Here is a 24,539-nt window from a genome sequence, read left to right on the forward strand (position 1 = left end):
CCCGGACGGAACGAGCGGCTCCGGGGTGGGGGTGGTGAGCAGAGGGGGGAGTGAATCCGGACGCGTAAACGTTTGCGTAAGCGTTTACGCGGAGGCGGTGGATGGGATACCTTCCCGGCGTTCGACAGTCCCGCGGCTCAGCGGCTCAGCGGCTCAGCGGCTCAGCGGCTCAGCGGCTCAGCGGCTCAGCGGCTCAGGGAGAGGAAAACGCGATGGCCACCATGGCTGACGTCGCCCGGAGTGCCGGAGTCTCCGTGGCGACCGTCTCCCACGTACTCAACGGCACGCGTCCGGTGCTGCCCCACACCCGCCAGGCCGTACTGGACGCCGTCGACGCCCTCGGCTACACGCCCAACACCCTCGCCCGCTCCCTGGTGACCTCCCGCACCCGCTCCATCGGCCTCGCGGTGTCGGCGATCAGCAACCCGTACTTCACGGAGATCCTGCAGGGCGTCGAGGCCGCCGCGCTGGAGGCGGGCTACAGCCTGCTCATCGCCGACCCGCACGACGACCCCGCGCACGAACGGAAGGTCGTCCAGCTTCTTCACGAACGCCGGGTGGACGGCATGATCGTCGCCCTCTCCGCACATCCGCACGACCTCGTTACCTACCTCGGCCGCCACAAGGTTCCGACGGTGTTCCTGGACCGGGTACTCCCCGAGCAGGGCCGTTTCGATCAGGTCTGCGCCGAGAACGAGAGCCCGACGGCCCGCCTCGTCACCCATCTCGCCGGGCTCGGCCATCGCCGGATCGGCCTGGTCGCGGGCCTGCCCGGGCTCAGCACCACCGGTGAGCGGATCACCGGCTACCGGCAGGGCCTCGCCGCCGCCGGACTGGCCCACGACGAGAACCTCGTGGTGTCCGGCAACTCCGAGTCGGCGGGTGCCGAGCGGGCCACTGCCGCCCTGCTCTCCCTGCCGGTCCCGCCCACGGCGCTGGTCACCGCCAACAACGCCATGACCATCGGCGCACTGCGGGCCCTGCGCCGGGAGGGCCTGACCGTCCCGGACGACATCGCCCTGTGCTGCTTCGACGACTTCGCCTGGGCCGACCTGTTCTCGCCCCGGCTCACCGCCGTCGCCCAGCCCAGCAGGGAGATCGGCGCCGAGGCCGTCCGGGTGCTCCTGGACCGGCTGGAAGACCCCGGCCGGCCGGCCCGGACCGTCCGGCTGCCCTGCACCCTCGTCCACCGCACCTCCTGCGGGTGCCCGGAGGTCCTGGACGGGGCCGCAGGCGCAACAGGCGCAAGGCCGGCCGGGGGCGACGGGAAGACCGAACCGTCCGTGTTCTCCGCACATTCCGCACCGTCCGCGCAGTCCGCGCTGTCCGAGAAGGGAACCGCCTCGTGATCGTCGTCGCCGGTGAGGCACTGATCGACCTGGTACCGCACGGCCCGGGTGCCCTGGCGGACCTGAAGCCGGCGCTCGGCGGCGGCCCGTACAACACCGCCGTGGCCCTCGGCCGCCTCGGCTCGCCGACGGCGTTCTGCTCCCGCACCTCGCAGGACGCCTTCGGCGAGGCCCTGCTGGACGGGCTGCGCCGGGCCGGGGTGGATGTGTCCGGCGTGCAGCGCGGTCCCGAGCCGACCACGCTCGCGGTCGCCACGATCGATGGCGGCGGCTCGGCCGCCTATTCCTTCTATGTCGACGGCACCGCCGACCGTCTCTTCAGCTCCCCCGCCGGTCTCCCCGCCGGCACGCGCGCGGTGTCCTTCGGTACATGCTCGCTCGTCCTGGAACCGGGGGCGAGCGCGTACGAGGAGCTGATGCGGACGGCGGCCGCACAGGGCCTGTTCACCGCCCTCGACCCCAACATCCGGGCGGGTCTCATCCCGGACGCGGACGCCTACCGGGCCCGTTTCAAGAGCTGGCTGCCCTCGGTGACGCTGCTGAAGCTGTCCGCAGAGGACGCGGAGTGGCTGGGCGGCACCCCGCGCGAGTGGCTGGCCGCGGGACCGGCGGCCGTCGTGGTGACCCGGGGCGGCGACGGTCTGACCGTCCACACCCGGGACGGCGCGGAGTACTCCGTACCGGGCGAGAAGGTCGAGGTCGTGGACACCATCGGCGCCGGTGACACGGTGAACGCGGCCCTGCTGCACGGCCTGTCCGCTCAGGAGGCGCTGTCACCGGAGGGAATCGCCGCCCTGGGACGGGACGGCTGGCGGCGACTGCTGCGGTTCGCGGCACGCGCGGCGGCGATCACCTGCTCACGCGCGGGTGCGGAGCCGCCGTACGCGGCCGAGCTGGGTGAGTTGTGAGCGGTCTCTTTCCACTGTGCTCGTATCAAGGTTCGGCCGGATTCGCGGTTCGGGGGACGGCCGAACCGCGGAGCCGGGGTGGCTGATGATGGAACGAGCGGCGCCCCGCGAGGAGTTCCCGCGGGGCGCCGCTTTTTTGATGACATGTCAGGGCATGCCCCGAACCGGCCTCAGGCCTTGCGGGCCCGCGTCGTCGTCTTCTTGGCCGGTGTCGTCTTCTTCGTGGCCGCGGCGGCCTTCTTGGCCGCCGTGTTGTTGGCCTTGGCCGTCACCGTCTTCTTCGCCGTCGACCTGGCCGCGGCCGTCTTCTTTGCCGCAGCGCCGCGCGGTGCCTTCACCGGTGCCGCGTCGCTGATGCGGTCGGCGCCGAGGACCTCGCGCAGAAACTTGCCGGTGTGGCTGGCCGGAACTCCGGCAACCTCCTCGGGCGTGCCCTCGGCGACCACGAGGCCACCTCCGGCCCCGCCTTCCGGACCCATGTCGACAATCCAGTCGGCGGTCTTGATCACGTCGAGGTTGTGCTCGATGACGATGACCGTGTTGCCCTTGTCCACCAGGCCGGCGAGGACCGTCAGCAGCTTGCTGATGTCCTCGAAGTGCAGACCGGTGGTCGGCTCGTCCAGGACGTAGACCGTGCGTCCGGTGGAGCGCTTCTGCAGCTCGCTGGCGAGCTTCACACGCTGCGCCTCACCGCCGGACAGGGTGGTCGCGGACTGACCGAGCCGCACGTACCCGAGGCCGACGTCCTTCAGCGTCCGCAGGTGCCGGGAGATGGCCGGGACCGCCTCGAAGAACTCGGTCGCCTCCTCGATCGGCATGTTCAGCACGTCGGCGATGGACTTGCCCTTGTAGTGGACCTCCAGGGTCTCCCGGTTGTACCGGGCGCCGTGGCAGACCTCGCACGGGACGTAGACGTCCGGGAGGAAGTTCATCTCGATCTTGATGGTGCCGTCGCCCGCGCAGTTCTCGCAGCGGCCACCCTTGACGTTGAAGGAGAACCGCCCGGGCAGATAGCCGCGGACCTTCGCCTCGGTGGTCTCCGCGAACAGCTTGCGGATGTGGTCGAAGACGCCGGTGTACGTCGCCGGGTTGGACCGCGGGGTGCGGCCGATGGGCGACTGGTCGACGTGCACGACCTTGTCGACCAGGTCGTCGCCGTCCACGCGCGTGTGCCGTCCGGGGACGCTGCGCGCGCCGTTCAGCTCGCGGGCCAGGTGCGTGTAGAGGATGTCGTTGACCAGCGTCGACTTGCCGGACCCCGACACACCCGTGACGGCCGTGAACACGCCGAGCGGGAAGGACACGTCGATGTCCTGCAGGTTGTTCTCCCGGGCGCCGTGCACGGTCAGCCGGCGGGTCGGGTCCTGCGGGCGCCGTACGTCCGGCAGCGGGATGGACTTGCGGCCCGAGAGGTACTGGCCGGTCTGCGACTCGGTGTTGGCGAGCAGTTCCTTCAGGGAGCCGCTGTGCACGACCTTGCCGCCGTGCTCACCGGCGCCCGGACCGATGTCGACGATCCAGTCGGCGACCTTGATCGTGTCCTCGTCGTGCTCGACGACAATGAGCGTGTTGCCCATGTCGCGCAGCCGGACCAGGGTCTCGATCAGCCGGTGGTTGTCACGCTGGTGCAGGCCGATGGACGGCTCGTCCAGGACGTACAGGACACCGACGAGGCCGGAGCCGATCTGGGTGGCCAGGCGGATGCGCTGGGCCTCGCCGCCGGAGAGGGTGCCGGCCGCACGGTTGAGGGAGAGGTAGTCGAGGCCGACGTCGACCAGGAAGCGCAGCCGCTCGTTGACCTCCTTCAGGACGCGCTCGGCGATCTTCTTGTCCCGGGCGCTCAGCGTCAGCCGGCCCAGGAAGTCCGCGCAGTCGCTGATCGACATCGCGGAGACCTCGGCGATCGACTTCTCCATGATCGTGACGGCGAGGACGATCGGCTTCAGGCGTGTGCCCTCGCAGGAGGGGCAGGGCACCTCGCGCATGTAGCCCTCGAAGCGCTCGCGGCTGGCGTCGCTCTCGGCCTCGCTGTGCCGGCGCTTCACGAAGGGCACCGCGCCCTCGAAGGGCGTGGTGTACACGCGCTCGCGGCCGTACCGGTTGCGGTACCGGACCTCGATCTGGGTCTTGTGGCCGTAGAGCAGGGCCTTCTTCGCCCGCTGCGGCAGGCCGGCGAAGGGGATGTCGGTACGGAAGCCGAGCGCGTCCGCGAGGGCGCCGATCAGGCGGCCGAAATAGTCCTTGGTGTGTCCGTGCGACCAGGGGTGGATGGCGCCCTCGTCCAGGGACTTGTCCTCGTCCGGGACGATCAGCTCCGGGTCGACCTCCATGCGCGTGCCGATGCCCGTGCACTCGGGGCAGGCGCCGAACGGCGAGTTGAAGGAGAAGGAGCGGGGCTCCAGCTCTTCGAAGGACAGGTCGTCGTACGCGCAGTACAGGTGTTCCGAGTACATGCGCTCGCGCTCGGGGTCGTCCTCGGGGAGGTCCACGAAGTCGAGCACGACCATGCCGCCGGACAGGCCGAGGGCGGTCTCGACGGAGTCGGTGAGGCGGCGCTTGGCGGAGTCCTTCACCGTGAGGCGGTCGATGACCACCTCGATGGTGTGCTTCTCCTGCTTCTTCAGGGTCGGCGGGTCGGACAGCTGGATGGTCTCGCCGTCCACACGCGCGCGTGAGTAGCCCTTGGTCTGCAGGTCGGCGAAGAGGTCGACGAACTCGCCCTTGCGCTCGCGCACCAGCGGCGAGAGCACCTGGAAGCGGCTCCCCTCCGGCAGCTCCAGGACCTTGTCGACGATGGCCTGCGGCGACTGGCGCGAGATCGGGCGGCCGCACTCGGGACAGTGCGGCTTGCCGATGCGCGCGAAGAGCAGACGCAGGTAGTCGTAGACCTCGGTGATGGTGCCGACCGTCGAGCGCGGGTTGCGCGAGGTCGACTTCTGGTCGATGGAGACCGCCGGGGACAGACCCTCGATGAAGTCGACGTCCGGCTTGTCCATCTGGCCGAGGAACTGGCGGGCGTACGAGGAGAGCGACTCCACGTAGCGACGCTGGCCCTCGGCGAAGATTGTGTCGAAGGCCAGCGAGGACTTGCCCGACCCCGACAGGCCCGTGAAGACGATGAGCGAGTCACGCGGCAGGTCGAGCGAGACATTCTTCAGGTTGTGCTCGCGCGCGCCACGGACGATAAGACGGTCGGCCACGCCGGTCCGCACCTTTCTTGAGAGAAGTGACAGGGGCGGGGCCCCCGTGCTTCTTCGAGACTAGGGGGAGCCACTGACAACGCCGGTCGGATTTCCCGGTTGCATAACAACCCCCGGTCATCCAGCATGCCCGACGCCACCCCCGACGATATAGCACGTGCTTTCGATTTTCGGTGGAGGTTCACCACCTTCACCCAAAGGTGTGGCGGGGCTAAGGTCAGGCCCATGATTGATCACGCTCATGACCTGGCCTGTGTACACGAAGCGACCGAGCGGCTCCTCACCGCTGTCGCCAAGCTGGACAACGCGTCTCTCGCCGAGCCGTCACGCCTGCCCGGCTGGACCCGCGGACACGTCCTCGCCCACCTCGCCCGCAACGCGGACGCGCTCGTGAACGTCCTCGAGGGCCGTCCCATGTACGCGAGCGCCGAGGCCCGTGACACCGACATCGAGCGGGACGCCCCGCGCCTCCTGGACGTCCAGCTCGCCGACGTGCGCGAGAGCGGGGCCCGGTTCCAGGGGACGGGGGCCGCGCCGGCGGACTGGACGCGCACGGTGGAGCTGCGCAACGGGGTCACCGACTCCGCGTCCCGGGTGCCGTTCCGGCGCTGGGCCGAGGTCGACCTGCACCATGTGGACCTCGGGACCGGGTACGAGCTTGAGGACCTGCCGGCGGAGTTCACCGAGCGGGAGATCGAGTTCCTGGCACAGCGGTTCTCCGGGCACCCCGACGTCCCGGCGACCCGCGTCACGGACGGCACGCGCGCGTGGAGCACGGGACGCGAGGCCGCCGAGCCCGAGATCACGGTCACCGGGTCTCCGGCGGACCTGCTGGGCTGGCTCGCCGGACGCCGCGAGGGCGCCGCACTGGAGGCGGTGGGCGGGGCGCTCCCGAAGCTGCCTCCGCTGTAGCGCGAGGACGGCCCGCCGGACACTCCCCCGCTATAGGCTGATCACCATGACGTACAGCGGAGAGGTCAAGGTCGGCGGCCCGGCGGACGTGCACGAGCTGAAAGACCTGATGATCACGAAGATCGCGGTCGGCCCGATGGACAACAACGCCTATCTGCTGCGCTGCCGGGCCACCGACGAACAACTGCTGATCGACGCCGCCAACGAGGCACAGACCCTGCTCGCCATGATCGGCGACGACGGCATCGCGTCCGTGGTCACCACGCATCAGCACGGCGACCACTGGCAGGCACTCGCCGAGGTCGCCGCCGCCACGGGTGCCCGTACGTACGCCGGCCGGGAGGACGCCACGGGCATCCCGGTGCCCACAGACGTCCTGGTCGACGACGGTGACGTCATCACGGTGGGGCGCGTGGAACTCACCGCACGCCACCTCGTGGGGCACACTCCGGGCTCCATCGCGCTGGTCTACGACGACCCGCACGGCCACCCGCACGTCTTCACCGGTGACTGCCTCTTCCCGGGCGGTGTCGGTAACACGCGCAAGAACCCTGAGGCGTTCGCGAGTCTGATCCGCGACGTGGAGACCAAGATCTTCGATGTGCTGCCGGACGAGACCTGGGTGTACCCGGGGCACGGCAACGACACCACGCTGGGGGCGGAACGGCCGCATCTGCCGGAGTGGCACGCGCGCGGGTGGTGAATCGCCGGGGCGCCCGACAGCTGAGGGCGCCTGGTTCATGTCCGGGTGCGGTCGTGCGGGTGTGGGTGCGGGTGCATGGTGAAGCGGGCGTAGCCCGGGAAGTCGCCGACTGCGCGCCGGGCGCGCGCCCCGTGTGAACTGTTCGCACACGCCGGGCGCGCATGCGCGCTCCCTTCGCGCCGTGTCACGCAGTCAACTGGTGGCAGCCCCGCACAGGATGACGGCTCCTGCGCGGATGGGCCGCCGGTCTTCCAACCCCGCCCTCGGCCGGCGGCCCAGGCCAGGGCCACCTCGGGTGGCACCGTTCACACGAACGCAACACCCGTTCCCACTATGCGGACAATGAACGCCGTGACCTGGACAAACATGGGGTTCGCTGCCAATCTCCCGCCATGCACCTTGCCCCTCGCGCACTGCGCCGCGCGGTAGCCGCCGCCACCATAGCCCTGCTCGCCACCGCTGTCGGCTGTGCTCCGCAGCCCGAGGTCAAGGCGTCGTCCGGGTCCGCCGGGAAGAGCTGCGCCAAGGGCAAGTTGGCCACCAAGACGTCCGGAAAGCTGACGATCGCGACGGACGAGCCCGCGTACGAGCCATGGTTCAAGGACGACAAGCCCGCGAACGGCAAGGGTTTCGAGTCAGCGGTGGCCTACGCCGTGGCACAGCAGTTGGGCTACGGCAAGAGCGCCGTGGTCTGGCAGAGCGTGCCCTTCAACAAGGCGTTCGCACCCGGCGTGAAGACCTTCGACTTCGACATCAACCAGGTGTCGATCAGCACGGAGCGCAAGAAGGCCGTGGACTTCTCCTCCGGTTACTACGACGTGCGCCAGGCCGTCATCGCGCTCAAGGGCAGCAAGGCCGCCAAGGCGACGAGCATCGCGGATCTGAAGAACCTCAAGCTGGGCGCCCAGGTGGGCACCACGAGCCTCGACTACATCACCGACGTGGTGAAGCCGAAGCAGGAGCCCGCCGTGTACGCGAAGAACGACCAGGCCAAGTCCGCGCTGAAGAACGGTCAGGTCGACGCGGTCGTCACGGACCTGCCGACCGCGTTCTACATCACCGCTGCCGAGGTGACGAACGCGAAGATCGTCGGCCAGTTCGAGAACCAGGGCGGCACACCCGAGCAGTTCGGGCTCGTGCTCGACAAGGGCAGCGCGCTGACCTCGTGCGTGACCGGCGCCGTCGACGCGCTGCGCAAGGACGGCACGCTGGCGCGGATCGAGAAGCAGTGGCTCTCCGACGCCGTCGACGCTCCGGTGCTCAAGTGACGGTCGCCAAGGACGAGTCCGCGGCGGAGGGGGCGGACGACAAGGGTGACATGACCGGCGGCGCCGGGGACGCGGTTCCCGGCGCCGGTGACGGCTACGTGCCCTCCGGACGGCGGCTGGAGCGCGAGCGCCACAAGCGGGTGCGGGCCCGCCGCGCCACGGCCGTCGCGGCGCTCTCCACCCTGGTCACGGCCGCCGTGCTCTACCTGGTCGTCGTCAACGCGCCCGGCTGGCCGCGCACCAAGGAGACGTTCTTCAGCGCACAGTACGCGCGTGAGGCGTTCCCCAAGGTCATCGAGGGCCTGTGGCTGAACGTCCGCCTCCTGATCGTGTGCGGTGCCGCCGTACTGGTCCTCGGCATGCTCATCGCCGTGGCCCGCACCCTGCGCGGCCCGGTGTTCTTCCCGCTGCGCGTGCTGGCTGCGGCTTACACGGACTTCTTCCGCGGTCTGCCGCTCATCATCAACCTGATGATCGTGGTGCTGGGCGTGCCCGCGCTGCGACTGCAGGGCGTGACGGTGGATCCGGTGCTGCTCGGCGGTACGGCGCTGACGCTGACGTACTCGGCGTACGTGGCCGAGGTGTTCCGGGCCGGCATCGAGTCCGTCCACCCCTCGCAGCGCGCCGCGGCCCGCTCGCTGGGCCTCACCAACCGGCAGGCCCTGCGCTACGTCGTGCTGCCGCAGGCGGTGCGCCGTCAGGTGCCGCCGCTGCTCAACGACCTGGTGTCGCTGCAGAAGGACACCGGCCTGGTGTCGATCGGCGGCGCGGTGGACGCGGTTCGGGCCGCCGACATCATCGTGGGCCGGAGCCTCAACTACACGCCGTACATCGTCGCGGGCCTGGTCTTCGTCGCGCTGACCATCCCGATGACGCGTTTCACGGACTGGGTGACGGCCAGGATGGACCGGCAGCGGGCCCAGGGAGGATCGATATGAGTACGGCACGCGAGGACGGCTCGCCGGTGCTGCGGATGGAGTCCGTCCGCAAGACCTTCGGGGGTTCCGTCGTGCTGCGGGACGTCGATCTGGAGGTCGCCCCGCACACGGTGACCGCGCTGATCGGCGCCTCCGGCTCGGGCAAGTCCACGCTGCTGCGCTGCGCCAACCTCCTGGAGGAGATCGACGACGGCGCGATCTGGCTGGACGGCGAGGAGATCACCGACCCGCGCGTCGACCAGGACGCGGTACGCCGCCGTATCGGCGTGGTCTTCCAGGCGTACAACCTCTTCCCGCACATGACCGTGCTGGACAACATCACGCTCGCCCCGCGCCGGGTGCACGGCGTCTCTCGCGCGGAGGCCGAGGAGCGGGCCAGGGAGCTGCTCGAGCGCCTCGGACTGGGCGAAAAGGCGGCCGACTACCCGGATCGGCTGAGCGGCGGCCAGCAGCAGCGTGTGGCGATCGTACGGGCCCTCGCCGCACGGCCCCGGCTGCTGCTGCTCGACGAGATCACCGCCGCGCTGGACCCCGAACTCGTCGGTGAGGTCCTGGAAGTGGTCCGTGGTCTGAAGGACGAGGGCATGACCATGGTGCTGGCGACGCACGAGATGGGCTTCGCCCGGGACGTCGCCGACCAGGTTTGCTTTCTGGACGGAGGGGTCGTGCTGGAGCGCGGCACCGCCGAGCAGGTGTTCGGCGATCCGCAGCAGGAGCGCACCCGGCGCTTCCTGCGGCGGATCGTGGAGTCCGGCCGCCTGTAGGGCCGGTGGAGGCTACGCGTCGGCCTGCGCCGCCCCCACCAGGGCGGCGACCCGCTCCACGCCGAACACGTAGCCCTGCACGCCGCAGCCTGCGATCACGCCGTCGGCGCGCAGCGAGACGTACGAGTGGTGCCGGAACGACTCGCGCTGGTGGATGTTGGAGATGTGCACCTCCAGCACGGGCATGCCGTCGCAGGTGTTGAGTGCGTCCAGGATCGCGACCGAGGTGTGCGAGTAGGCGCCGGGGTTGATGACGATCCCGCAGTGGGTGAGCCGCGCCTCGTGGATCCAGTCGACCAGCTCGCCCTCGTGGTTGGACTGCCGGAAGTCCACCGTGCCGCCGTGTGCCGCCGCCGCCTTCGCGCACATCGCCTCGACGTCGGCGAGCGTGTCCTTGCCGTAGATCTCGGGCTGGCGCTGGCCGAGGAGGTTCAGGTTGGGCCCGTTGAGGATCATGATCGGGGCGTTGGCCAGGGTGCGGGGCACGGGTCCTCCGGTCCGTTCGGGGCGGCTTCTATGACCGCTCGCTCGAACCCGGTCTATCACGGCGCGTGGCGCGGGCGAGGTGCGCCCGCTCCGGCCGCCTCGGCGCGCGCCGCGGCTTGTTGATCACCTCCACGCGCCCCCGTAACCCTTGATCACGGTGGGTAGTTGACGCGATGTGCACGATGTACAGGCCGTAAGGGCCCCTTCCATGCCACGGCTCGCGGCCGCCTCGCTCGCCGGGACCGCGATCGAGTTCTACGACTTCTTCGTCTACGGGACCGCGGCGGCCCTGGTCCTGGGGCCCCTGTTCTTTCCGACGTTCTCGCCGGTGGCGGGGACCCTGGCGGCGTTCGTGACGTTCGGGGTGGGGTTCGTGGCCCGGCCGCTGGGCTCGGTGCTGTTCGGGCACCTCGGCGACCGGCGCGGACGGCGGCCGGTGCTGGTCATCTCCCTGCTGCTGACGGGCGCTTCGACGGTCGCCGTCGGGTGCGTGCCTACGTACGGGTCCATCGGCACGGCCGCCCCCGTGCTGCTGCTCGTCCTGCGCTTCCTCCAGGGGCTCGGGCTCGGCGGTGAATGGGGCGGGGCGGTACTGCTGACCGCCGAGCACGCGCCCGCGGGACGGCGCGCCCTGTGGTCGAGCTTCCCGCAGGTGGGGCCCGCGTTCGGCTTCGTGCTCGCCAACGGGGTGATGCTCGCGCTGTCGGCGGCGCTGTCCGACGCGCAGTTCGCGCAGTGGGGCTGGCGGGTTCCGTTCTGGGCGGCCGGTGTGCTGGCCCTGGCCGGGCTGTGGCTGCGCTCGTCGCTCACCGAGACTCCCGGGTTCCTGGAGATCGACGACCACGCGCGCGTGCCGCTCGTGGAGGTCGTACGGCACCACGGACGGCTGGTGCTGCTGACGGCCGGGGCGCTGGCCGTCGGGTACGCCGTGTTCTACGCGGTGACGACGTGGTCTCTGGCGTACGCGACCGAACGGCTCGGGGTGAGCCGCACTGTCATGCTGACGTGCGTCATGGCCGCCGTGGTGGTGAAGGGCGCGCTCACGCCCCTCATGGCACTGCTGGGCGACCGCTACGGACGCCGGCCGATGTGCCTGGTGGGGTGCACGGCATGCGCCCTGTGGATGCTGCCGATGGTCGCCCTGCTGGCGACGGGCGAGCCGCTGCTGATGTTCCTCGGCATCCTGGGCGCGCTGATCGCCTTCGTCATCATGTTCTCGGTGATCGCCGCGTATCTGCCGGAGCTGTTCGAGGCGCGGGTGCGCTGCACGGGGGCCGCCGTCGGCTACAACCTCGGCGGGGTCCTGGGCGGCGCCCTCACCCCGATCGTGGCCACGGCCCTGGCGGAGCACGGCGGGCGCGTTCCATGGGGCGTAGGCGTGTATCTGACGGGCATCGCCCTGCTGAGCCTGGCCTGCTTCGCGCTGCTGCCGGAGACACGGCCCGCGCCCGTGCCGGCGGTGGAGCCGGTCACAGGCTGACGGGGACGGCCGCGCTACGGGTTGATCGCCAGCTCCAGGTAGGCCGCGAACACCACCAGGTGCACGCCGCCCTGCAGGGGGGTGGCCCGGCCCGGCACGACCGTCAGGGAACTGACGATCACGGTCAGCGCGAGCAGCAGCATGTGCGTCGGTCCAAGACCGAGGACGAGCGGCCCGGACAGCCAGATGGAGGCGAGGGCGACGGCCGGGATGGTCAGACCGATGCTGGCCATGGCCGAGCCGAGCGCGAGGTTGAGGCTGGTCTGCACACGGTCGCGCCGGGCGGAGCGCAGCGCGGCGATCGTCTCGGGCAGCAGGACGAGCAGGGCGATGATCACGCCGACGACCGCCTGATTGAGGCCGGCCGCCTCCACGCCGGACTCGATGGTGGGCGACACGCCCTTGGCCAGGCCCACCACGCCGATCAGGGCGAGGCCGAGCAGGCCGAGGCTGGTCCGGGCGGCGCGCGCGGAAGGAGGCGTGGCATGGTCGTTGCCGGTGATGACCTCGCCCTGCCGGGTGATCGGCAGGAAGTAGTCGCGGTGCCGCACGGTCTGGGTGGCGACGAACAGGCCGTAGAGGATCAGTGAGGACAGCGCCGCGAACGTCAGCTGCACGGTGGAGAACTCGGGGCCCGGCTTGCTGGTGGTGAAGGTCGGCAGCACCAGGCTGAGCGTGGCCAGCGTCGCGACGGTCGCCAGGGCGGCACCGGTGCCCTCGGGGTTGAAGACCGCGGTCCCGTGGCGCAGGGAGGCGACGAGGAGGCAGAGCCCGACGATGCCGTTGCAGGTGATCATCACGGCGGCGAAGACCGTGTCGCGGGCCAGCGTGGAAGTCTTGTCGCCGCCGTCGGCCATGAGGGTGACGATCAGGGCCACCTCGATGACGGTGACGGCGATGGCGAGCACCAGGGAGCCGAAGGGTTCACCGACGCGGTGGGCGATCACCTCCGCGTGGTGCACCGCCGCGAGGACGGACCCGGCGAGGACCAGGGTCACCAGCGCGACGACCGCGCCGGGCAGATGACGGCCCCAGGTGAAGATCAGGAGGACGACCGCGAGCACCGGCACGAGGAGCGTCCACTGGGTGGTGAGCGACCTGAGCCTAGCGATCATGAAGCGATCGTGACAGACACGTGCATGGTTCGCATTCCGCTCTTTTCGGATCCCTTCTCATCCTTTCCGTGCGGGGCACCAGCGCCGATCCGGCTGGTGCCCCGCGGGTCGATCGATGGTTCTCGCGTCCCGTGCGGTCCGGCGTCGCCCTCTTACGTCAGGCGTCGACGCTGTCCTTCGCGGCACCCTCGCTCTCGCCGTGCGCCGCCTCGGCAGCCGCCTGTTTCCTGGTGGCCATGAGGCTGGTGACGGTGGTCACGACGAGGACCGCACAGATCACGCCGAGCGAGACCGGGATGCTGATCTCGGGGACATGGACGCCGGACTCGTGCAGTGCGTGCAGCACCAGCTTGACGCCGATGAAGCCGAGGATGATCGACAGTCCGTAGGACAGGTGGACCAGCTTCTTGAGCAGGCCGCCGATGAGGAAGTACAGCTGGCGCAGACCCATCAGGGCGAAGGCGTTGGCGGTGAAGACGATGTACGGGTCCTGGGTCAGGCCGAAGATCGCGGGGATGGAGTCCAGCGCGAACAGCACGTCGGTGGTGCCGATGGCGAGCATCACGACCAGCATCGGGGTCATGACCCGCTTGCCGTTCTCCTGGATCCAGAGCTTGGTGCCGTGGTACCGGTCGGCCACTCCGAACCGGCGCTCCGCGGCCTTCAGCAGCTTGTTCTCCTCGTACTCCTCGTCGTCCTCGTCGGCGCGGGCCTCCTGGACGAGCTTCCAGGCGGTCCAGATCAGGAAGGCACCGAAGAGGAAGAAGACCCAGGAGAAGCTGGCGATGATCGCGGCTCCGGCCGCGATGAAGACGGCCCGGAGGACCAGGGCTATGAGGACACCGACGAGCAGGACCCGCTGCTGGTACTGCGAGGGCACCGCGAACTTCGCCATGATCAGGACGAAGACGAAGAGGTTGTCGACGCTCAGCGACTTCTCGGTGATGAAGCCCGCGAAGAACTCACCGGCCGGCTGACCGCCACCGAAGACGAGTAGACCGAGGCCGAAGAGTCCGGCGAGGGCGATCCAGACGACGGTCCAGATGCCGGCTTCTTTGATCGACACGTCATGGGGCTTGCGCCCGATGAAGAAATCGACCGCGATCAGGGCGGCGAGACCCGCGATGGTCAGGACCCACAGGGTCACAGAGACTTCCACTGCACCTCCGGCATTTCGTAACGGCAAACACTCTCAGCGTTGTCGCTGCCGGAGGTCTCTTCCACCCGCGATGGGCCGACGCCCCGGGATCCACATCGATCCGTACTGACGGGTGCGTCGCAGTCAGGGAGTACTCCCCTCCGTTGGGAAGACAGTACCCCAATCACCAAAGAAAGGTAAAGTGATTAGTAAAAGAAAGACCAAATACCCTGCTCAGTGGCGCTTTACTGATACTTGGTACGGGCCGCCGCCACCGCGGCGAGCACCTGCTGGAGGATCTCGCTGCCGGGCGGCACGAGTGAGGGTTCGTAGGTCCAGGTGTGGCCGACCCAGGGGTCGGCGAGATGATCGTCCGGTACGGGGGTGAGTCGCATGAGCGAACGCCACAGCGGGTCGAGCAACGGGCCGTAGGCCTCGGCGTCCGCGCGGTCCGCGACCATCAGCAGATGCACGCCGACGGCCGGGCCCTCGTCGGCGAGGTAGCGCAGCTGGGTCACCGCCCGGTCGTCGAAGCCGTGCGGGAAGTCGTTCACGATCAGCAGCTGCTGGGCGGGGTCGACGTCGGGTGGCAGCGATTCGGCCGCGCCGCCGCGCACCGCCATCTGCGTCAGGTCGACACGACGGGTGAGCCGTCCCAGCATGTCCGTCACGCCCGCCGCGCCGCTCGCGGTGGGCACCGCCACAGCCCCCGCCCGCGTCAACGGCAGCAGCGCCTGAGCCCCTGCACCGGCCGGGTCGACGACCTGCACGGCAAACTCCCCCACCGGGTGGACTGCGAGCAGCCGGACCGCGAGCGCCACCGCGGCGTCCATGGCCAGCCGGCGGGCCTCGACGGAGTCCAGGAAGGTGTCATCGGGTCCTTCCACCGGGCCGCTGTCGATCCACAGCCCGCGTTCCAGCGGCAGCCTGACCAGCATGGGAATGCGCAGCGGCACGCTCTCGGGCAGGTGGAGATCGCCGAGCCGCACGGCCATGGGCGGCTCGTCCGGCACCCGGTAGCCGTGCCAGACGGGGTTGTCCCAGCCGGCGTACGCCGGCGGCAGCGCGGGCTCGACGACCTCGGACTCGGCGGTGAGCTGAGCGAGATCCCGGTCGAAAACCGCCCGTGCCTGGTCGACCAGCTGGGAGTGCCGGGCGTGGGCCGTCTCGCGCATGGCCTGGCCCGCCGCGCCGAGTCGGCTGCGGGGATCGGCGAGGACCTGGTCGAGTTCCTTCTCCAGACGGGCACCGGCGAAGTCCACGGCACTGCGGTACGCGGCCGTGGTGCGGGCCAGGTCCTCGAACATGCCCCAGACCTGGTTGTACAGCCGCTCCTCCATCGACCAGCCCACCGCGTCACCGGCTACGGGCTGGGGAGGCTGCCTGTCCGGGACCGGGGACGCCGGGGGCGGCGGGGCCGTGGGGGTACGGCGGCCGGGGTGGGTGTAGTCGATCGGGCCCCCCGGCGTTCGGGCGTCGACCGCGCCGCCCGATGCCCGGGCGTCGATCGCACCGCCCGAAGTCCGAGCATCGTGCGCGTCCTGCGCGCCCTGCGCGTCGTACGGCTGTGTCGGCCGTGACGCCGGAGAGCCGACGGTGTCCTGCGGCTGTGGCACCGGTATCGCGCGGGCGAGGCTTCGGGACACCGCCTCCTGGATGCCCGCCGCGAGTGCTTCGGGCCGGGGCAGGCCCTGGTCGGTGAAGAGTGCGGCGAGGCCGCCTGCGTAGCCCTGGCCGACCGCACGTACCTTCCAGGCGTCCTGCCGCCGGTACAGCTCCAGGGCGACGACGGCCGACTCGGCGTCCAGGCCGGTGAGGGTGAAGCGGACGATCTCGGCGCCGTCGAGGCCGGTGACCGCCGTGCGCGGGGCGGCGACCGCGCCGAACCGGAGCGCGCCTCCCGGCTGCGTGGGCAGGGCCAGCAGCACGGTGACGCGGTGGATCGCCTCGGGCAGGGCGGCCAGGTCGACGGCGAGCCGGTGGTCGGCGGCGGCCTGCCGGGAGACCTCGATCCCGGGCAGCGTGGGGGCGCCGGGGTGGGCCACCCACTCGGCACCGTGGACCGTGCCGTGCTCGTCGCCGAGCGTGGCTCCCGCCAGGACCGGCACCCCGGCAGAGATCCGGATCTCCAGCCGGACCTGCGACAGCGGGTGGTTCTGTCCCCGCACCAGCTCGGCCGTCATCGCCGACGCCCCCCTGTGTCGTGTTGTCGTGCGCGCCGCGTCAGGCGGTCCTACAGGTACGACCGGATCGCCGGCATCAGGTCCTGGAAGGTGCGGCCCCTGGCCGGCTCGCCCAGGGCGGTCATCGTCCAGCCCGAGCCCACGCGGTGCACCTTGGCCATGATCTGGGCGGTGTACTCGCCGCCGCCCGCCAGCGTGTAACGGGCCAGCTCCTGGCCGTTGGTCTCGTCCACGAGGCGGCAGAACGCGTTCTCCACCTCCTGGAAGGTCTGGCCCGTGAAGGAGTTCACGGTGAAGATGATCTGGTCGACGTGGACCGGAACGCGCTGCAGGTCCACGAGGATGGCCTCGTCGTCACCGCCCTGGCCGACGCCGCCGACGAGGTTGTCGCCGGTGTGGCGCACGGAGCCGTCGTCGCTCACCAGGTGCCGGAAGAAGACGACGTCGACCGGCTCCTTGTCGGCGAAGAGAACCGCGGAGGCGTCCAGGTCGATCTCGCGGGTGCGCGAGCCGAACAGGCCGCGCCGCTTCGCCGCCTGCCAGCCGAGACCCATGCGGACCGCGGTCAGGGTGGCCCCGTCCTTCTTCTCCAGGCTGATGGCCTGACCCTTGGTCAAATTGACGGTCACGGCTGATTCCCCTCTCGATGGTCCCCTGTTGCCGCACAGTGGGCGGCTGTCCAGAACCCTACGCAGGGGCAGTGACAGTGCCGAACCCCGGCTCGCGCTTTGTGTCGGTGTTGCAACACGAGGCGCGTATGCCGAGGTCCGGCAGGGTCACAAGGGGTCAGGCGAGGCCCGCCTCCCGCATCTGGCGCAGTTCCTTCTTCATCTCGGAGACCTCGTCGCGCAGCCGGGCCGCGATCTCGAACTGCAGCTCGGCGGCGGCGGCGCGCATGCGCTCCGTCATCTCCTCGATCTGCTCGGCGAGTTCGGCCGCCGGGCGGTCCGTGGGCACGGCGGCCCCCGCCTTGCCCTTGGCGGCCTTGCCGCCCTTCGCACCCTTGGCCGCCTTGTCGCCGAGCGACGGGACGGGGGCCTTGGCGCCCTTGCCGTCCTTCTGCTTGCGGTAGCCGGAGCCGAGCAGCTGTTCGGTGTCGACCTCCTCGCGGGCGATCTGCGCGACGATGTCGTTGATCTTCTTGCGCAGCGGCTGCGGATCGATGCCGTTGGCCTTGTTGTAGGCGACCTGCTTCTCCCGGCGGCGGTTGGTCTCCTCGATGGCCCTCTCCATCGCCGGGGTGATCTTGTCGGCGTACATGTGGACCTGGCCGGAGACGTTGCGCGCCGCGCGTCCGATGGTCTGGATCAGCGAGGTGCCGGAGCGCAGGAAGCCCTCCTTGTCAGCGTCGAGGATCGCCACCAGGGACACCTCTGGCAGGTCGAGACCCTCACGGAGCAGGTTGATGCCGACCAGGACGTCGAACTCGCCGGAGCGCAGCTCACGCAGCAGCTCGACACGGCGCAGGGTGTCGACGTCGCTGTGCAGATAGCGCACCTGGATGCCGAGTTCCAGGAAGTAGTCCGTGAGGTCCTCGGCCATCTTCTTGGTGAGCGTGGTGACCAGGACGCGCTCGTCCTTCTCGGTGCGCTTGCGGATCTCGTGCACCAGGTCGTCGATCTGCCCCTCGGTGGGCTTGACCACGACCTCCGGGTCGACGAGGCCGGTGGGGCGGATGATCTGCTCGACGACGCCGTCGCCGCGGGACAGTTCGTAGGTGCCCGGGGTCGCCGACAGGTAGACCGTCTGGTCGATGCGCTCCTGGAACTCCTCCCACTTCAGGGGGCGGTTGTCCAGGGCGGAGGGCAGTCGGAAGCCGTGGTCGACCAGGGTCCGCTTGCGGGAGGCGTCGCCCTCGTACATGGCGCCGATCTGCGGGACCGTGACGTGCGACTCGTCGATGACGAGCAGGAAATCGTCCGGGAAGTAGTCCAGCAGGGTGTTGGGTGGGGAGCCGGGCAAGCGGCCGTCGAAGTGCATCGAGTAGTTCTCCACACCGGAACAGCTGCCGATCTGGCGGAGCATCTCGATGTCGTACGTGGTGCGCATCCGCAGACGCTGGGCCTCCAGCAGCTTGCCCTGCTTCTCCAGCTCGGACAGGCGCTCCCCGAGCTCCTTCTCGATGTCGTTGACGGCCCGCTCCATGCGTTCGGGGCCGGCGACGTAGTGCGAGGCGGGGAAGACGTACAGCTGCTGGTCGTCGCTGATGATCTCACCGGTGAGCGGGTGGAGCGTGGACAGGGCCTCGATCTCGTCGCCGAACATCTCGATGCGGACGGCCAGCTCCTCGTAGACCGGGAAGATCTCGATGGTGTCGCCGCGGACCCGGAAGGTGCCGCGGGTGAAGGCCATGTCGTTGCGCGTGTACTGGATGTCGACGAAGCGGCGCAGCAGTTCGTCGCGGTCCATCTCGTCGCCGACGCGGAGGGGGACCATCCGGTCCACGTACTCCTGCGGGGTGCCGAGGCCGTAGATGCAGGACACCGAGGCGACCACGATGACGTCGCGGCGGGTGAGCAGCGAGTTCGTCGCCGAGTGGCGCAGGCGCTCGACCTCCTCGTTGATCGAGGAGTCCTTCTCGATGTAGGTGTCCGACTGCGGGACGTAGGCCTCGGGCTGGTAGTAGTCGTAGTACGAGACGAAGTACTCGACCGCGTTGTTCGGGAGGAGCTCGCGGAACTCGTTGGCCAGCTGGGCGGCCAGCGTCTTGTTCGGCGCCATCACGAGGGTGGGGCGCTGGAGCTTCTCGATCATCCACGCGGTGGTGGCGGACTTGCCGGTGCCGGTCGCGCCGAGCAGGACGACGTCCTTCTCACCGGCCTCGATGCGCTTGGCCAGCTCGGCGATGGCCGCCGGCTGGTCTCCGCTGGGCTGGTAGGGGCTGACGACCTCGAAGGGCGCCACCGTGCGTTCGATGTGGGAAACGGGCCGCATGGGATCCACCGTACGACCCCGCACTGACAACGGGTCCCGGTCAGCGGTTCTGCGGGGTGCGGGAGCCGTGGAGCCGGGAGTCGCGGACCGGCCGGCGGCCGGCGTGGAGCGCCGGGGGGCGGTGCTGGTGGGAGGGCACGGCGGCGGCCGGGACACCCGGCTTGTCCTCGACGTCCCGCCGGGTGGGCCTGCCCATGACCATCAGCGGGTCGAACATCACGACGACGCCGGCGAGGAGCAGGAAGGCGAGCGGGCCGATCAGCATCGGCGCGAGCACCGTGGCCGGTGAGCCCGTGGTGGCGGAGCCGGGGGTGTTGTGGAGGTGGACGTCGAGGGCGGCCATACCGGTGTAGTGCATGCCGGTGACGGCGAGGCCCATCACCATGCTGGCCCCGACGCTCCACAGGAACCCCCGTACGCGTCCGGCCGCCCAAAGGGCGGCCGTGGCGGCCACGACCGCTATGGCGACGGAGGCGGCGACGGTGAGCGTGTTGTACGAGAACCGTCCGTCGAAGTGCATGCCCGCCATGCCGAGGTAGTGCATCGAGGCGACGCCCAGACCGGTGATCGTGCCGCCGGTGAACAGAGCGGCGCCGGTGGCGCCCCGGTAGCCGACGATGAAGATCCCGACGCCCACCATGACGATGGCGAGGCCGAGGCTCGCGTAGGTGATCGGTCCGTCGTAGTGGATCGGCGTCTCTTCGATGGTGAAGCCCATCATGGCGACGAAGTGCATGGTCCATATGCCGGAGCCGATCGCGGCCGAGCCGAGGGCCAGCCAGGCGGGCCGCCAGGAGTGCGTGACCAGCAGGGACCGGGTGGTGCAGCGCAGGCCGAGGGCGCCACCGAGGCAGGCCATCAGAAAGGCCACCAACGGGGTGACGACCCCGTAGCTGAATCCGTCGACCGTGCCCTGCATGCGCGGCTGCCCTTCCGCCCTGTTGCGTCCCGGAATTTCTGAAATGCGCCCCCGTCCCAGGACCGCGCCGGCGGTCAGGGTTGACGCAGAGAGTATGACCCGCACCGGAATGGTCGAACGATTTTCCGGCAAAGAAACACGCCCTTGCCTCACTTGTGCGGCACTCGTGAGCGGACTTGGGCGACACCATTCATCGTGTGGCCGTCCTGCGCCCGCATACGTTGACTCTCTGCTGTCAAGCTGATGCTGTCGGTAATCGCTCGACGCGAGGAGTCCGCATGTACGCGCGCGCAGTCGCCGCCACGGCAACCGCGATCCTGGGGACGGCAGCCCTGCTGAGCCCCGCCTCCGACGCCCTGGCGGGCGAGGCCGGCGAGCCCACGGTGATCGCCCACCGCGGTGCCTCCGCCTACGCTCCCGAGAACACGCTGGCCTCCATCGACAAGGCCGCCCAGCTGGGCTTCTCCTGGGTCGAGAACGACGTCCAGCGCACCAAGGACGGCCGGCTGGTCGTCATCCACGACGACAGCCTGCGGCGCACCACCAACGTCGAGGACGTCTTCCCGGGCCGGGCGCCCTGGAAGGTGAAGGACTTCACCGCCGCCGAGATCGCCCGGCTGGACGCGGGCAGCTGGTTCTCCCCGGCGTACGCGGGCACGCGCGTGCCCACTCTGAAGCAGTACATGCGCCGGGTCGAGCACAACCGCGAGAAGCTGCTCCTGGAGGTGAAGAACCCGGAGCTGTATCCCGGCATCGAGCAGCAGACCGTGCGGCTGCTCGGCGACGAGGGCTGGCTGGACCGCCGGCACCTCGGCCGGCTGATCGTGCAGAGTTTCGACGCGGACAGCGTGCGTACCGTGCACAGGCTGAAGCCGGCGCTCACCACCGCCTACCTCGGCACGCCGCCCGTGGTGCAGCTGGGCCAGTACGCGCGTTTCAGCGACCTGATCAATCCCTCGTACGGGTCGATCTCCGCCCGCTACGTCTCCGCGGTGCATGCCGTCACCGGACCGCACGGCAGGCGGCTCAGGGTGTTCGCCTGGACGGTGGACGACGCGGCCGGCGCCTGGAAGGCTTCGGGCTACGGCGTCGACGGGCTCATCACCAACAAGCCCGACGTCGTCCGGACGGCACTGCGAACGGGCTGAGCCGGGACCGCGGTGCGGCGGGCGTTGTCAGTGGCGGGTCGTACGGTGGGCGCATGGACAGCCATGGGCAGGACGAGCAGCGGGTCGTATGGGCCCTCGTGGGCACCGGCATCGGCCCGCTGATGCTGGCGGCGACACGCGAGGGACTCGTCAACGTCGTCTTCCACGCCACGGACGCGGTGCGCGACCGGACCCTGGAGCGGCTGGCGGCCCGGCTGGGCACCCCACCCGTCGAGGACCCGGACTCGCCGCTGCTGGCCGAGGCGATACGGCAGCTCGAGGCGTACTTCGCGGGTGAGCGTCACGACTTCGACCTGCCCCTGGACTGGTCGCTCATCTCGGGCTTCAACCGGCAGGTGCTGCGCGAGCTGGCTTCCGGGGTCCCGTACGGCACGGTGGTGGGGTACGGCGATCTGGCCGGCCGGGTCGGGCAGCCGGGCGGGGCGCAGGCCGTGGGTGCAGCGATGGGCGCCAATCCGCTGCCGGTCGTCGTTCCGTGCCACCGGGTGGTGGAGAGCGACGGCGGCATCGGCGGCTTCGGTGGCGGTCTGGAGACCAAGCGGAAGCTGCTCGCACTGGAGGGCGTGCTGCCCGAGCCGCTGTTCTGACGGCGGCGGGCCGCACGCCCGGAACACGGCTACGCGTAGTGCCGGGCCTCGAAGACGTTGCCGTCCGGGTCCCGGAAATAGAAGTTCCGCTTCGCGTTCCCGCGGGCACCGGAGGAGTCGTGGCCGATGTCGGACACGGGGACGCCGTGTTCGGCCAGGCGGGCGCGCAGGGCGTCGAAGCCGGCGGACGACAGCGCCAGGCAGACGTGGTTGACGGGATGGCCCGCGCTCTCGACGGAGCCGGGGAGCATGTTCATGCGCTCCACGAGGCTGTGCGGCGCGAGGTCCAGGATCGTCTCCTCGTTGACGCGTACGGAGACGAACGACACCTTTCCCTCGGTGTACTCGGCGACCTTCAGCGGCTCCAGGCCGACGGCGTTCTCGTAGAAGCCCGCGGCTGCGACCGGGTCGGCCACCCACAGGACGACATGGTCGAAACGCGTGGTGTGGTCAGTCATGCGGTCCAGGCTGGTGGTGTCCCCCACAGACGGCAAGCGTTTAGCGGGATGTGGCGCCCGCCAGAGATGAGGAAGGACCGACGGACAGGAGGCGGGCACGTGGTGCTGGTGGTGTCGGAAGAAGTCCGGGAAGCGATCGGGGCGCGGCGGCCGGTGGTGGCCCTGGAGTCCACGATCATCGCGCACGGGCTGCCGCGTCCGCGCAATCTGCAGGTGGCGCTGGAGCTGGAGCACGTGGTGCGGCAGGAGGGCGCCGTCCCCGCGACCATCGCCGTCCTGGACGGGCGCCCGCACGTGGGCCTGGACAAGGAGCAGCTGGAGCGGATCGCGAACGAGGACGGCATCCGCAAGCTGGGCCACCGCGATCTGCCGCCTGCCGTGGCGGCGAGGGCGAGCGGAGCGACGACCGTGTCGGCGACGGCGCAACTGGCCGCGCTGGCGGGCGTCCGGGTGTTCGCCACGGGCGGGCTGGGCGGTGTGCACCGGGAGTGGACGGTGACCCAGGACGAGTCCGCCGACCTGGGCCTGCTGGCGCGGACCCGGATCACGGTGGTGTGCGCGGGCGTGAAGTCGATCCTGGACGTGCCGGCGACCCTGCAGCGGCTGGAGACGCTGGGCGTGGCCGTCGCCGGGTACCGCACCGACCGGTTCCCCGGGTTCTATCTGTCCGACTCCGGGCATCCGGTCGACTGGACGCTGCAGAGCCCGGAAGAGGTCGCCGAGGTCATGCGGGCGCAGGACGCGCTGAACGCGCCGGAGTCGGCGCTGATCGTCGCCAACCCTGTCCCGGAGGAGGAGCAGCTCGATCCGGGGCTGCACGCGCGCGTGCTCGCCGACGCGCTGCGCGCCTGTGACGAGGAGGGGGTCACCGGGCAGGCGGTCACGCCGTTCCTGCTCGACTTCCTGGTCCGGCACACGGACGGCGCTTCGCTGGACGCCAACCTGGCGGCGGTGCGCGGCAATGTGCGGCTGGCGGCGCGGATCGCGGCGGCGTGGACCAGGTAGTGCCCGCACCCCGGGGCGGGGCGCTGCTGGTCGTCGGGGACGTCGTCACCGATGTCGTCGCCCGGCACCGGGGGCCGCTCGCGACCGGCACCGACACGGCCGCCGCCATCCGGACCCTGCCGGGCGGCGCGGGCGCCAACGTGGCCTGCTGGGCGGCCCATGCGGGCTGTGCGGACGTGCGGCTGCTCGGACGGGTGGGCGCGGACGCGGCGGAGTGGCACGAGCGGGAGCTGCTGGCGGCCGGGGTGCGGCCCGGGCTGGTGGTCGACCGGGAGGCGACGACCGGGACGGTGATCTGCCTCGTCGACACCGGCGCCTCGGCCGAGCGCACGTTTCTCACGGACAGCGGGGCGTCTCTGCGGCTCGAACCCGCCGACTGGTCCGACGCGTTGCTCGACGGGGTCGCCCGGCTGCATCTGTCCGGCTACCTGTTGTTCTCCGAGCCGAGCCGGGCGCTCGCCGAGGTTGCCCTTGCCGCGGCGCGCGGGCGTGGGGTGCCGGTCAGCCTGGACCCGGCGTCGGCGGGCTTCCTGCTGGAGTTCGGCGTGGACCCTTTCCTGGCGTTCGCGGAGGGCCTGGACGTACTGCTGCCCAGCCGGGACGAGGCGTGTCTGCTGACCGGGCTGCCCGAACCGGCGGACGCGGCGGCCAAGTTGAGCCGTCTGGTCCCACTGGTGGTGGCCAAGTCGGGTGTGGCCGGGGCACTGGTGGCCCGTTCCGGGGCCGTGACCGCCCGGGTTCCGGCCGTGCCGGCGAACCCGCTGGACACCACGGGCGCCGGCGACGCCTTCACCGGCGCGTTCCTGGCCGCCCTGCTCACGGGCATGGATCCGGACGAGGCGGCGTCACAGGGCTGCCGGGCAGGAGCACGAGCGGTGGAACGGGTGGGTGGCAGACCACCGCACCGGGGCGAGGACGGCTAGGGGATGCCTCTGACCAACCTGCCACAGAAGGCACCTTCTGCCCGAAATACCGACTTCTGACCTGGCCATCGCCTTCTGGACCATTGCGGCCACCGTGCGA

21 protein-coding genes are annotated in these 24,539 nt (G+C 70.3%); 12 read left to right on the plus strand and 9 right to left on the minus strand.

Annotation, left to right across the window (positions count from 1 at the left end; genetic code table 11):
• The first annotated feature begins 212 nt into the window (after window positions 1-212).
• Both AC07DS_RS20380 and AC07DS_RS20385 read left to right on the plus strand, forming a co-directional pair.
• A complete protein-coding gene (locus tag AC07DS_RS20380; RefSeq protein ID WP_479147173.1) occupies window positions 213-1,349 on the plus strand; it encodes a LacI family DNA-binding transcriptional regulator in 1,137 nt (378 codons plus the stop codon).
• Window positions 1,346-2,257 (plus strand): carbohydrate kinase family protein, encoded by a 912-nt coding sequence (locus AC07DS_RS20385; RefSeq protein ID WP_479147175.1) that lies wholly within the window; start codon window positions 1,346-1,348, stop codon window positions 2,255-2,257. The genes AC07DS_RS20380 and AC07DS_RS20385 overlap by 4 nt, the downstream gene beginning before the upstream one ends.
• 170 nt (window positions 2,258-2,427) lie before the next feature.
• Here the strand turns inward: AC07DS_RS20385 and uvrA are convergent, their stop codons facing one another.
• Entirely contained in the window at window positions 2,428-5,457 is a 3,030-nt protein-coding gene (uvrA, locus tag AC07DS_RS20390) for an excinuclease ABC subunit UvrA (RefSeq protein ID WP_479147177.1), read from the minus strand.
• Between the two features lie 225 nt (window positions 5,458-5,682).
• Between uvrA and AC07DS_RS20395 the strand changes: the two genes are divergently transcribed.
• The 5 genes from AC07DS_RS20395 (at window position 5,683) to AC07DS_RS20415 (ending at window position 10,042) form a co-directional block, all read left to right on the plus strand.
• On the plus strand, window positions 5,683-6,369 hold the full coding sequence (locus AC07DS_RS20395; RefSeq protein WP_479147179.1) for a maleylpyruvate isomerase family mycothiol-dependent enzyme: 687 nt from the start codon (window positions 5,683-5,685) through the stop codon (window positions 6,367-6,369).
• A gap of 46 nt (window positions 6,370-6,415) precedes the next feature.
• Window positions 6,416-7,072 carry an MBL fold metallo-hydrolase gene (locus AC07DS_RS20400; RefSeq protein ID WP_479147181.1) on the plus strand — a complete coding sequence of 219 codons (657 nt, stop codon included), beginning with the start codon at window positions 6,416-6,418 and terminating at the stop codon, window positions 7,070-7,072.
• 392 nt (window positions 7,073-7,464) lie between these two features.
• On the plus strand, window positions 7,465-8,340 hold the full coding sequence (locus tag AC07DS_RS20405; protein ID WP_479147183.1) for an ABC transporter substrate-binding protein: 876 nt from the start codon (window positions 7,465-7,467) through the stop codon (window positions 8,338-8,340).
• Window positions 8,337-9,278, plus strand: coding sequence for an amino acid ABC transporter permease (locus AC07DS_RS20410; protein ID WP_479147185.1), 942 nt, complete (start codon window positions 8,337-8,339; stop codon window positions 9,276-9,278). The genes AC07DS_RS20405 and AC07DS_RS20410 overlap by 4 nt, the downstream gene beginning before the upstream one ends.
• Entirely contained in the window at window positions 9,275-10,042 is a 768-nt protein-coding gene (locus AC07DS_RS20415; RefSeq protein WP_479147187.1) for an amino acid ABC transporter ATP-binding protein, read from the plus strand. Before AC07DS_RS20410 ends, AC07DS_RS20415 begins: the two co-directional genes overlap by 4 nt.
• Window positions 10,043-10,054: 12 nt before the next feature.
• On the opposite strand, the gene aroQ is transcribed toward AC07DS_RS20415, so the two are convergent.
• Window positions 10,055-10,528 carry a type II 3-dehydroquinate dehydratase gene (aroQ, locus tag AC07DS_RS20420; RefSeq protein WP_381657986.1) on the minus strand — a complete coding sequence of 158 codons (474 nt, stop codon included), beginning with the start codon at window positions 10,526-10,528 and terminating at the stop codon, window positions 10,055-10,057.
• Window positions 10,529-10,736: 208 nt separating this feature from the next.
• Between aroQ and AC07DS_RS20425 the strand changes: the two genes are divergently transcribed.
• A complete protein-coding gene (locus tag AC07DS_RS20425) occupies window positions 10,737-12,008 on the plus strand; it encodes an MFS transporter (RefSeq protein ID WP_479147188.1) in 1,272 nt (423 codons plus the stop codon).
• A 14-nt stretch (window positions 12,009-12,022) separates the two neighbouring features.
• Here the strand turns inward: AC07DS_RS20425 and AC07DS_RS20430 are convergent, their stop codons facing one another.
• The 6 genes from AC07DS_RS20430 to AC07DS_RS20455 all read right to left on the minus strand — a co-directional run bounded on the left by AC07DS_RS20430 (window position 12,023) and on the right by AC07DS_RS20455 (window position 20,297).
• Window positions 12,023-13,123: a calcium:cation antiporter gene (locus tag AC07DS_RS20430; RefSeq protein WP_479147190.1), complete on the minus strand. Its 1,101-nt coding sequence runs from the start codon at window positions 13,121-13,123 to the stop codon at window positions 12,023-12,025.
• Between the two features lie 157 nt (window positions 13,124-13,280).
• On the minus strand, window positions 13,281-14,282 hold the full coding sequence (locus AC07DS_RS20435) for a TerC family protein (RefSeq protein ID WP_479147192.1): 1,002 nt from the start codon (window positions 14,280-14,282) through the stop codon (window positions 13,281-13,283).
• Between the two features lie 224 nt (window positions 14,283-14,506).
• Entirely contained in the window at window positions 14,507-16,444 is a 1,938-nt protein-coding gene (locus AC07DS_RS20440; protein WP_479147193.1) for a TerD family protein, read from the minus strand.
• A 50-nt stretch (window positions 16,445-16,494) separates the two neighbouring features.
• Window positions 16,495-17,073 (minus strand): TerD family protein, encoded by a 579-nt coding sequence (locus AC07DS_RS20445; protein ID WP_479147195.1) that lies wholly within the window; start codon window positions 17,071-17,073, stop codon window positions 16,495-16,497.
• Between the two features lie 157 nt (window positions 17,074-17,230).
• Entirely contained in the window at window positions 17,231-19,378 is a 2,148-nt protein-coding gene (uvrB, locus tag AC07DS_RS20450; RefSeq protein WP_479147197.1) for an excinuclease ABC subunit UvrB, read from the minus strand.
• 40 nt (window positions 19,379-19,418) lie between these two features.
• Window positions 19,419-20,297 (minus strand): MHYT domain-containing protein, encoded by an 879-nt coding sequence (locus AC07DS_RS20455; protein ID WP_479147199.1) that lies wholly within the window; start codon window positions 20,295-20,297, stop codon window positions 19,419-19,421.
• A 278-nt stretch (window positions 20,298-20,575) separates the two neighbouring features.
• Between AC07DS_RS20455 and AC07DS_RS20460 the strand changes: the two genes are divergently transcribed.
• Entirely contained in the window at window positions 20,576-21,445 is an 870-nt protein-coding gene (locus AC07DS_RS20460; RefSeq protein ID WP_479147201.1) for a glycerophosphodiester phosphodiesterase, read from the plus strand.
• A 53-nt stretch (window positions 21,446-21,498) separates the two neighbouring features.
• Window positions 21,499-22,053, plus strand: coding sequence for a methylated-DNA--[protein]-cysteine S-methyltransferase (locus AC07DS_RS20465; protein ID WP_479147203.1), 555 nt, complete (start codon window positions 21,499-21,501; stop codon window positions 22,051-22,053).
• A gap of 29 nt (window positions 22,054-22,082) precedes the next feature.
• On the opposite strand, the gene AC07DS_RS20470 is transcribed toward AC07DS_RS20465, so the two are convergent.
• Window positions 22,083-22,511: a VOC family protein gene (locus AC07DS_RS20470; protein ID WP_479147204.1), complete on the minus strand. Its 429-nt coding sequence runs from the start codon at window positions 22,509-22,511 to the stop codon at window positions 22,083-22,085.
• 99 nt (window positions 22,512-22,610) lie between these two features.
• Here AC07DS_RS20470 and AC07DS_RS20475 point away from each other — a divergent pair, with 99 nt between their 5' ends.
• Both AC07DS_RS20475 and AC07DS_RS20480 read left to right on the plus strand, forming a co-directional pair.
• Complete coding sequence (locus AC07DS_RS20475; protein WP_479147206.1) at window positions 22,611-23,516, plus strand: pseudouridine-5'-phosphate glycosidase; 906 nt, start codon at window positions 22,611-22,613, stop codon at window positions 23,514-23,516.
• The gene (locus AC07DS_RS20480; RefSeq protein WP_479147208.1) at window positions 23,504-24,439 is read left to right on the plus strand and encodes a carbohydrate kinase family protein; all 936 of its coding nucleotides are present in this window, start codon (window positions 23,504-23,506) and stop codon (window positions 24,437-24,439) included. Before AC07DS_RS20475 ends, AC07DS_RS20480 begins: the two co-directional genes overlap by 13 nt.
• Window positions 24,440-24,539: the final 100 nt, after the last annotated feature.

This window comes from Streptomyces sp. NPDC044064 (genome assembly GCF_056434245.1).

Coding starts and splice junctions, on each gene's coding strand:
- AC07DS_RS20425 (WP_479147188.1), top strand. CDS start 10,737: ATGCCACGGCTCGCGGCCGCCTCGCTCGCCGGGACCGCGATCGAGTTC.
- AC07DS_RS20470 (WP_479147204.1), bottom strand. CDS start 22,511: ATGACTGACCACACCACGCGTTTCGACCATGTCGTCCTGTGGGTGGCC.
- AC07DS_RS20380 (WP_479147173.1), top strand. CDS start 213: ATGGCCACCATGGCTGACGTCGCCCGGAGTGCCGGAGTCTCCGTGGCG.
- AC07DS_RS20405 (WP_479147183.1), top strand. CDS start 7,465: ATGCACCTTGCCCCTCGCGCACTGCGCCGCGCGGTAGCCGCCGCCACC.
- AC07DS_RS20440 (WP_479147193.1), bottom strand. CDS start 16,444: ATGACGGCCGAGCTGGTGCGGGGACAGAACCACCCGCTGTCGCAGGTC.
- AC07DS_RS20460 (WP_479147201.1), top strand. CDS start 20,576: ATGTACGCGCGCGCAGTCGCCGCCACGGCAACCGCGATCCTGGGGACG.
- AC07DS_RS20400 (WP_479147181.1), top strand. CDS start 6,416: ATGACGTACAGCGGAGAGGTCAAGGTCGGCGGCCCGGCGGACGTGCAC.
- AC07DS_RS20415 (WP_479147187.1), top strand. CDS start 9,275: ATGAGTACGGCACGCGAGGACGGCTCGCCGGTGCTGCGGATGGAGTCC.
- AC07DS_RS20465 (WP_479147203.1), top strand. CDS start 21,499: ATGGACAGCCATGGGCAGGACGAGCAGCGGGTCGTATGGGCCCTCGTG.
- AC07DS_RS20455 (WP_479147199.1), bottom strand. CDS start 20,297: ATGCAGGGCACGGTCGACGGATTCAGCTACGGGGTCGTCACCCCGTTG.
- AC07DS_RS20430 (WP_479147190.1), bottom strand. CDS start 13,123: ATGATCGCTAGGCTCAGGTCGCTCACCACCCAGTGGACGCTCCTCGTG.
- AC07DS_RS20395 (WP_479147179.1), top strand. CDS start 5,683: ATGATTGATCACGCTCATGACCTGGCCTGTGTACACGAAGCGACCGAG.
- uvrB (WP_479147197.1), bottom strand. CDS start 19,378: ATGCGGCCCGTTTCCCACATCGAACGCACGGTGGCGCCCTTCGAGGTC.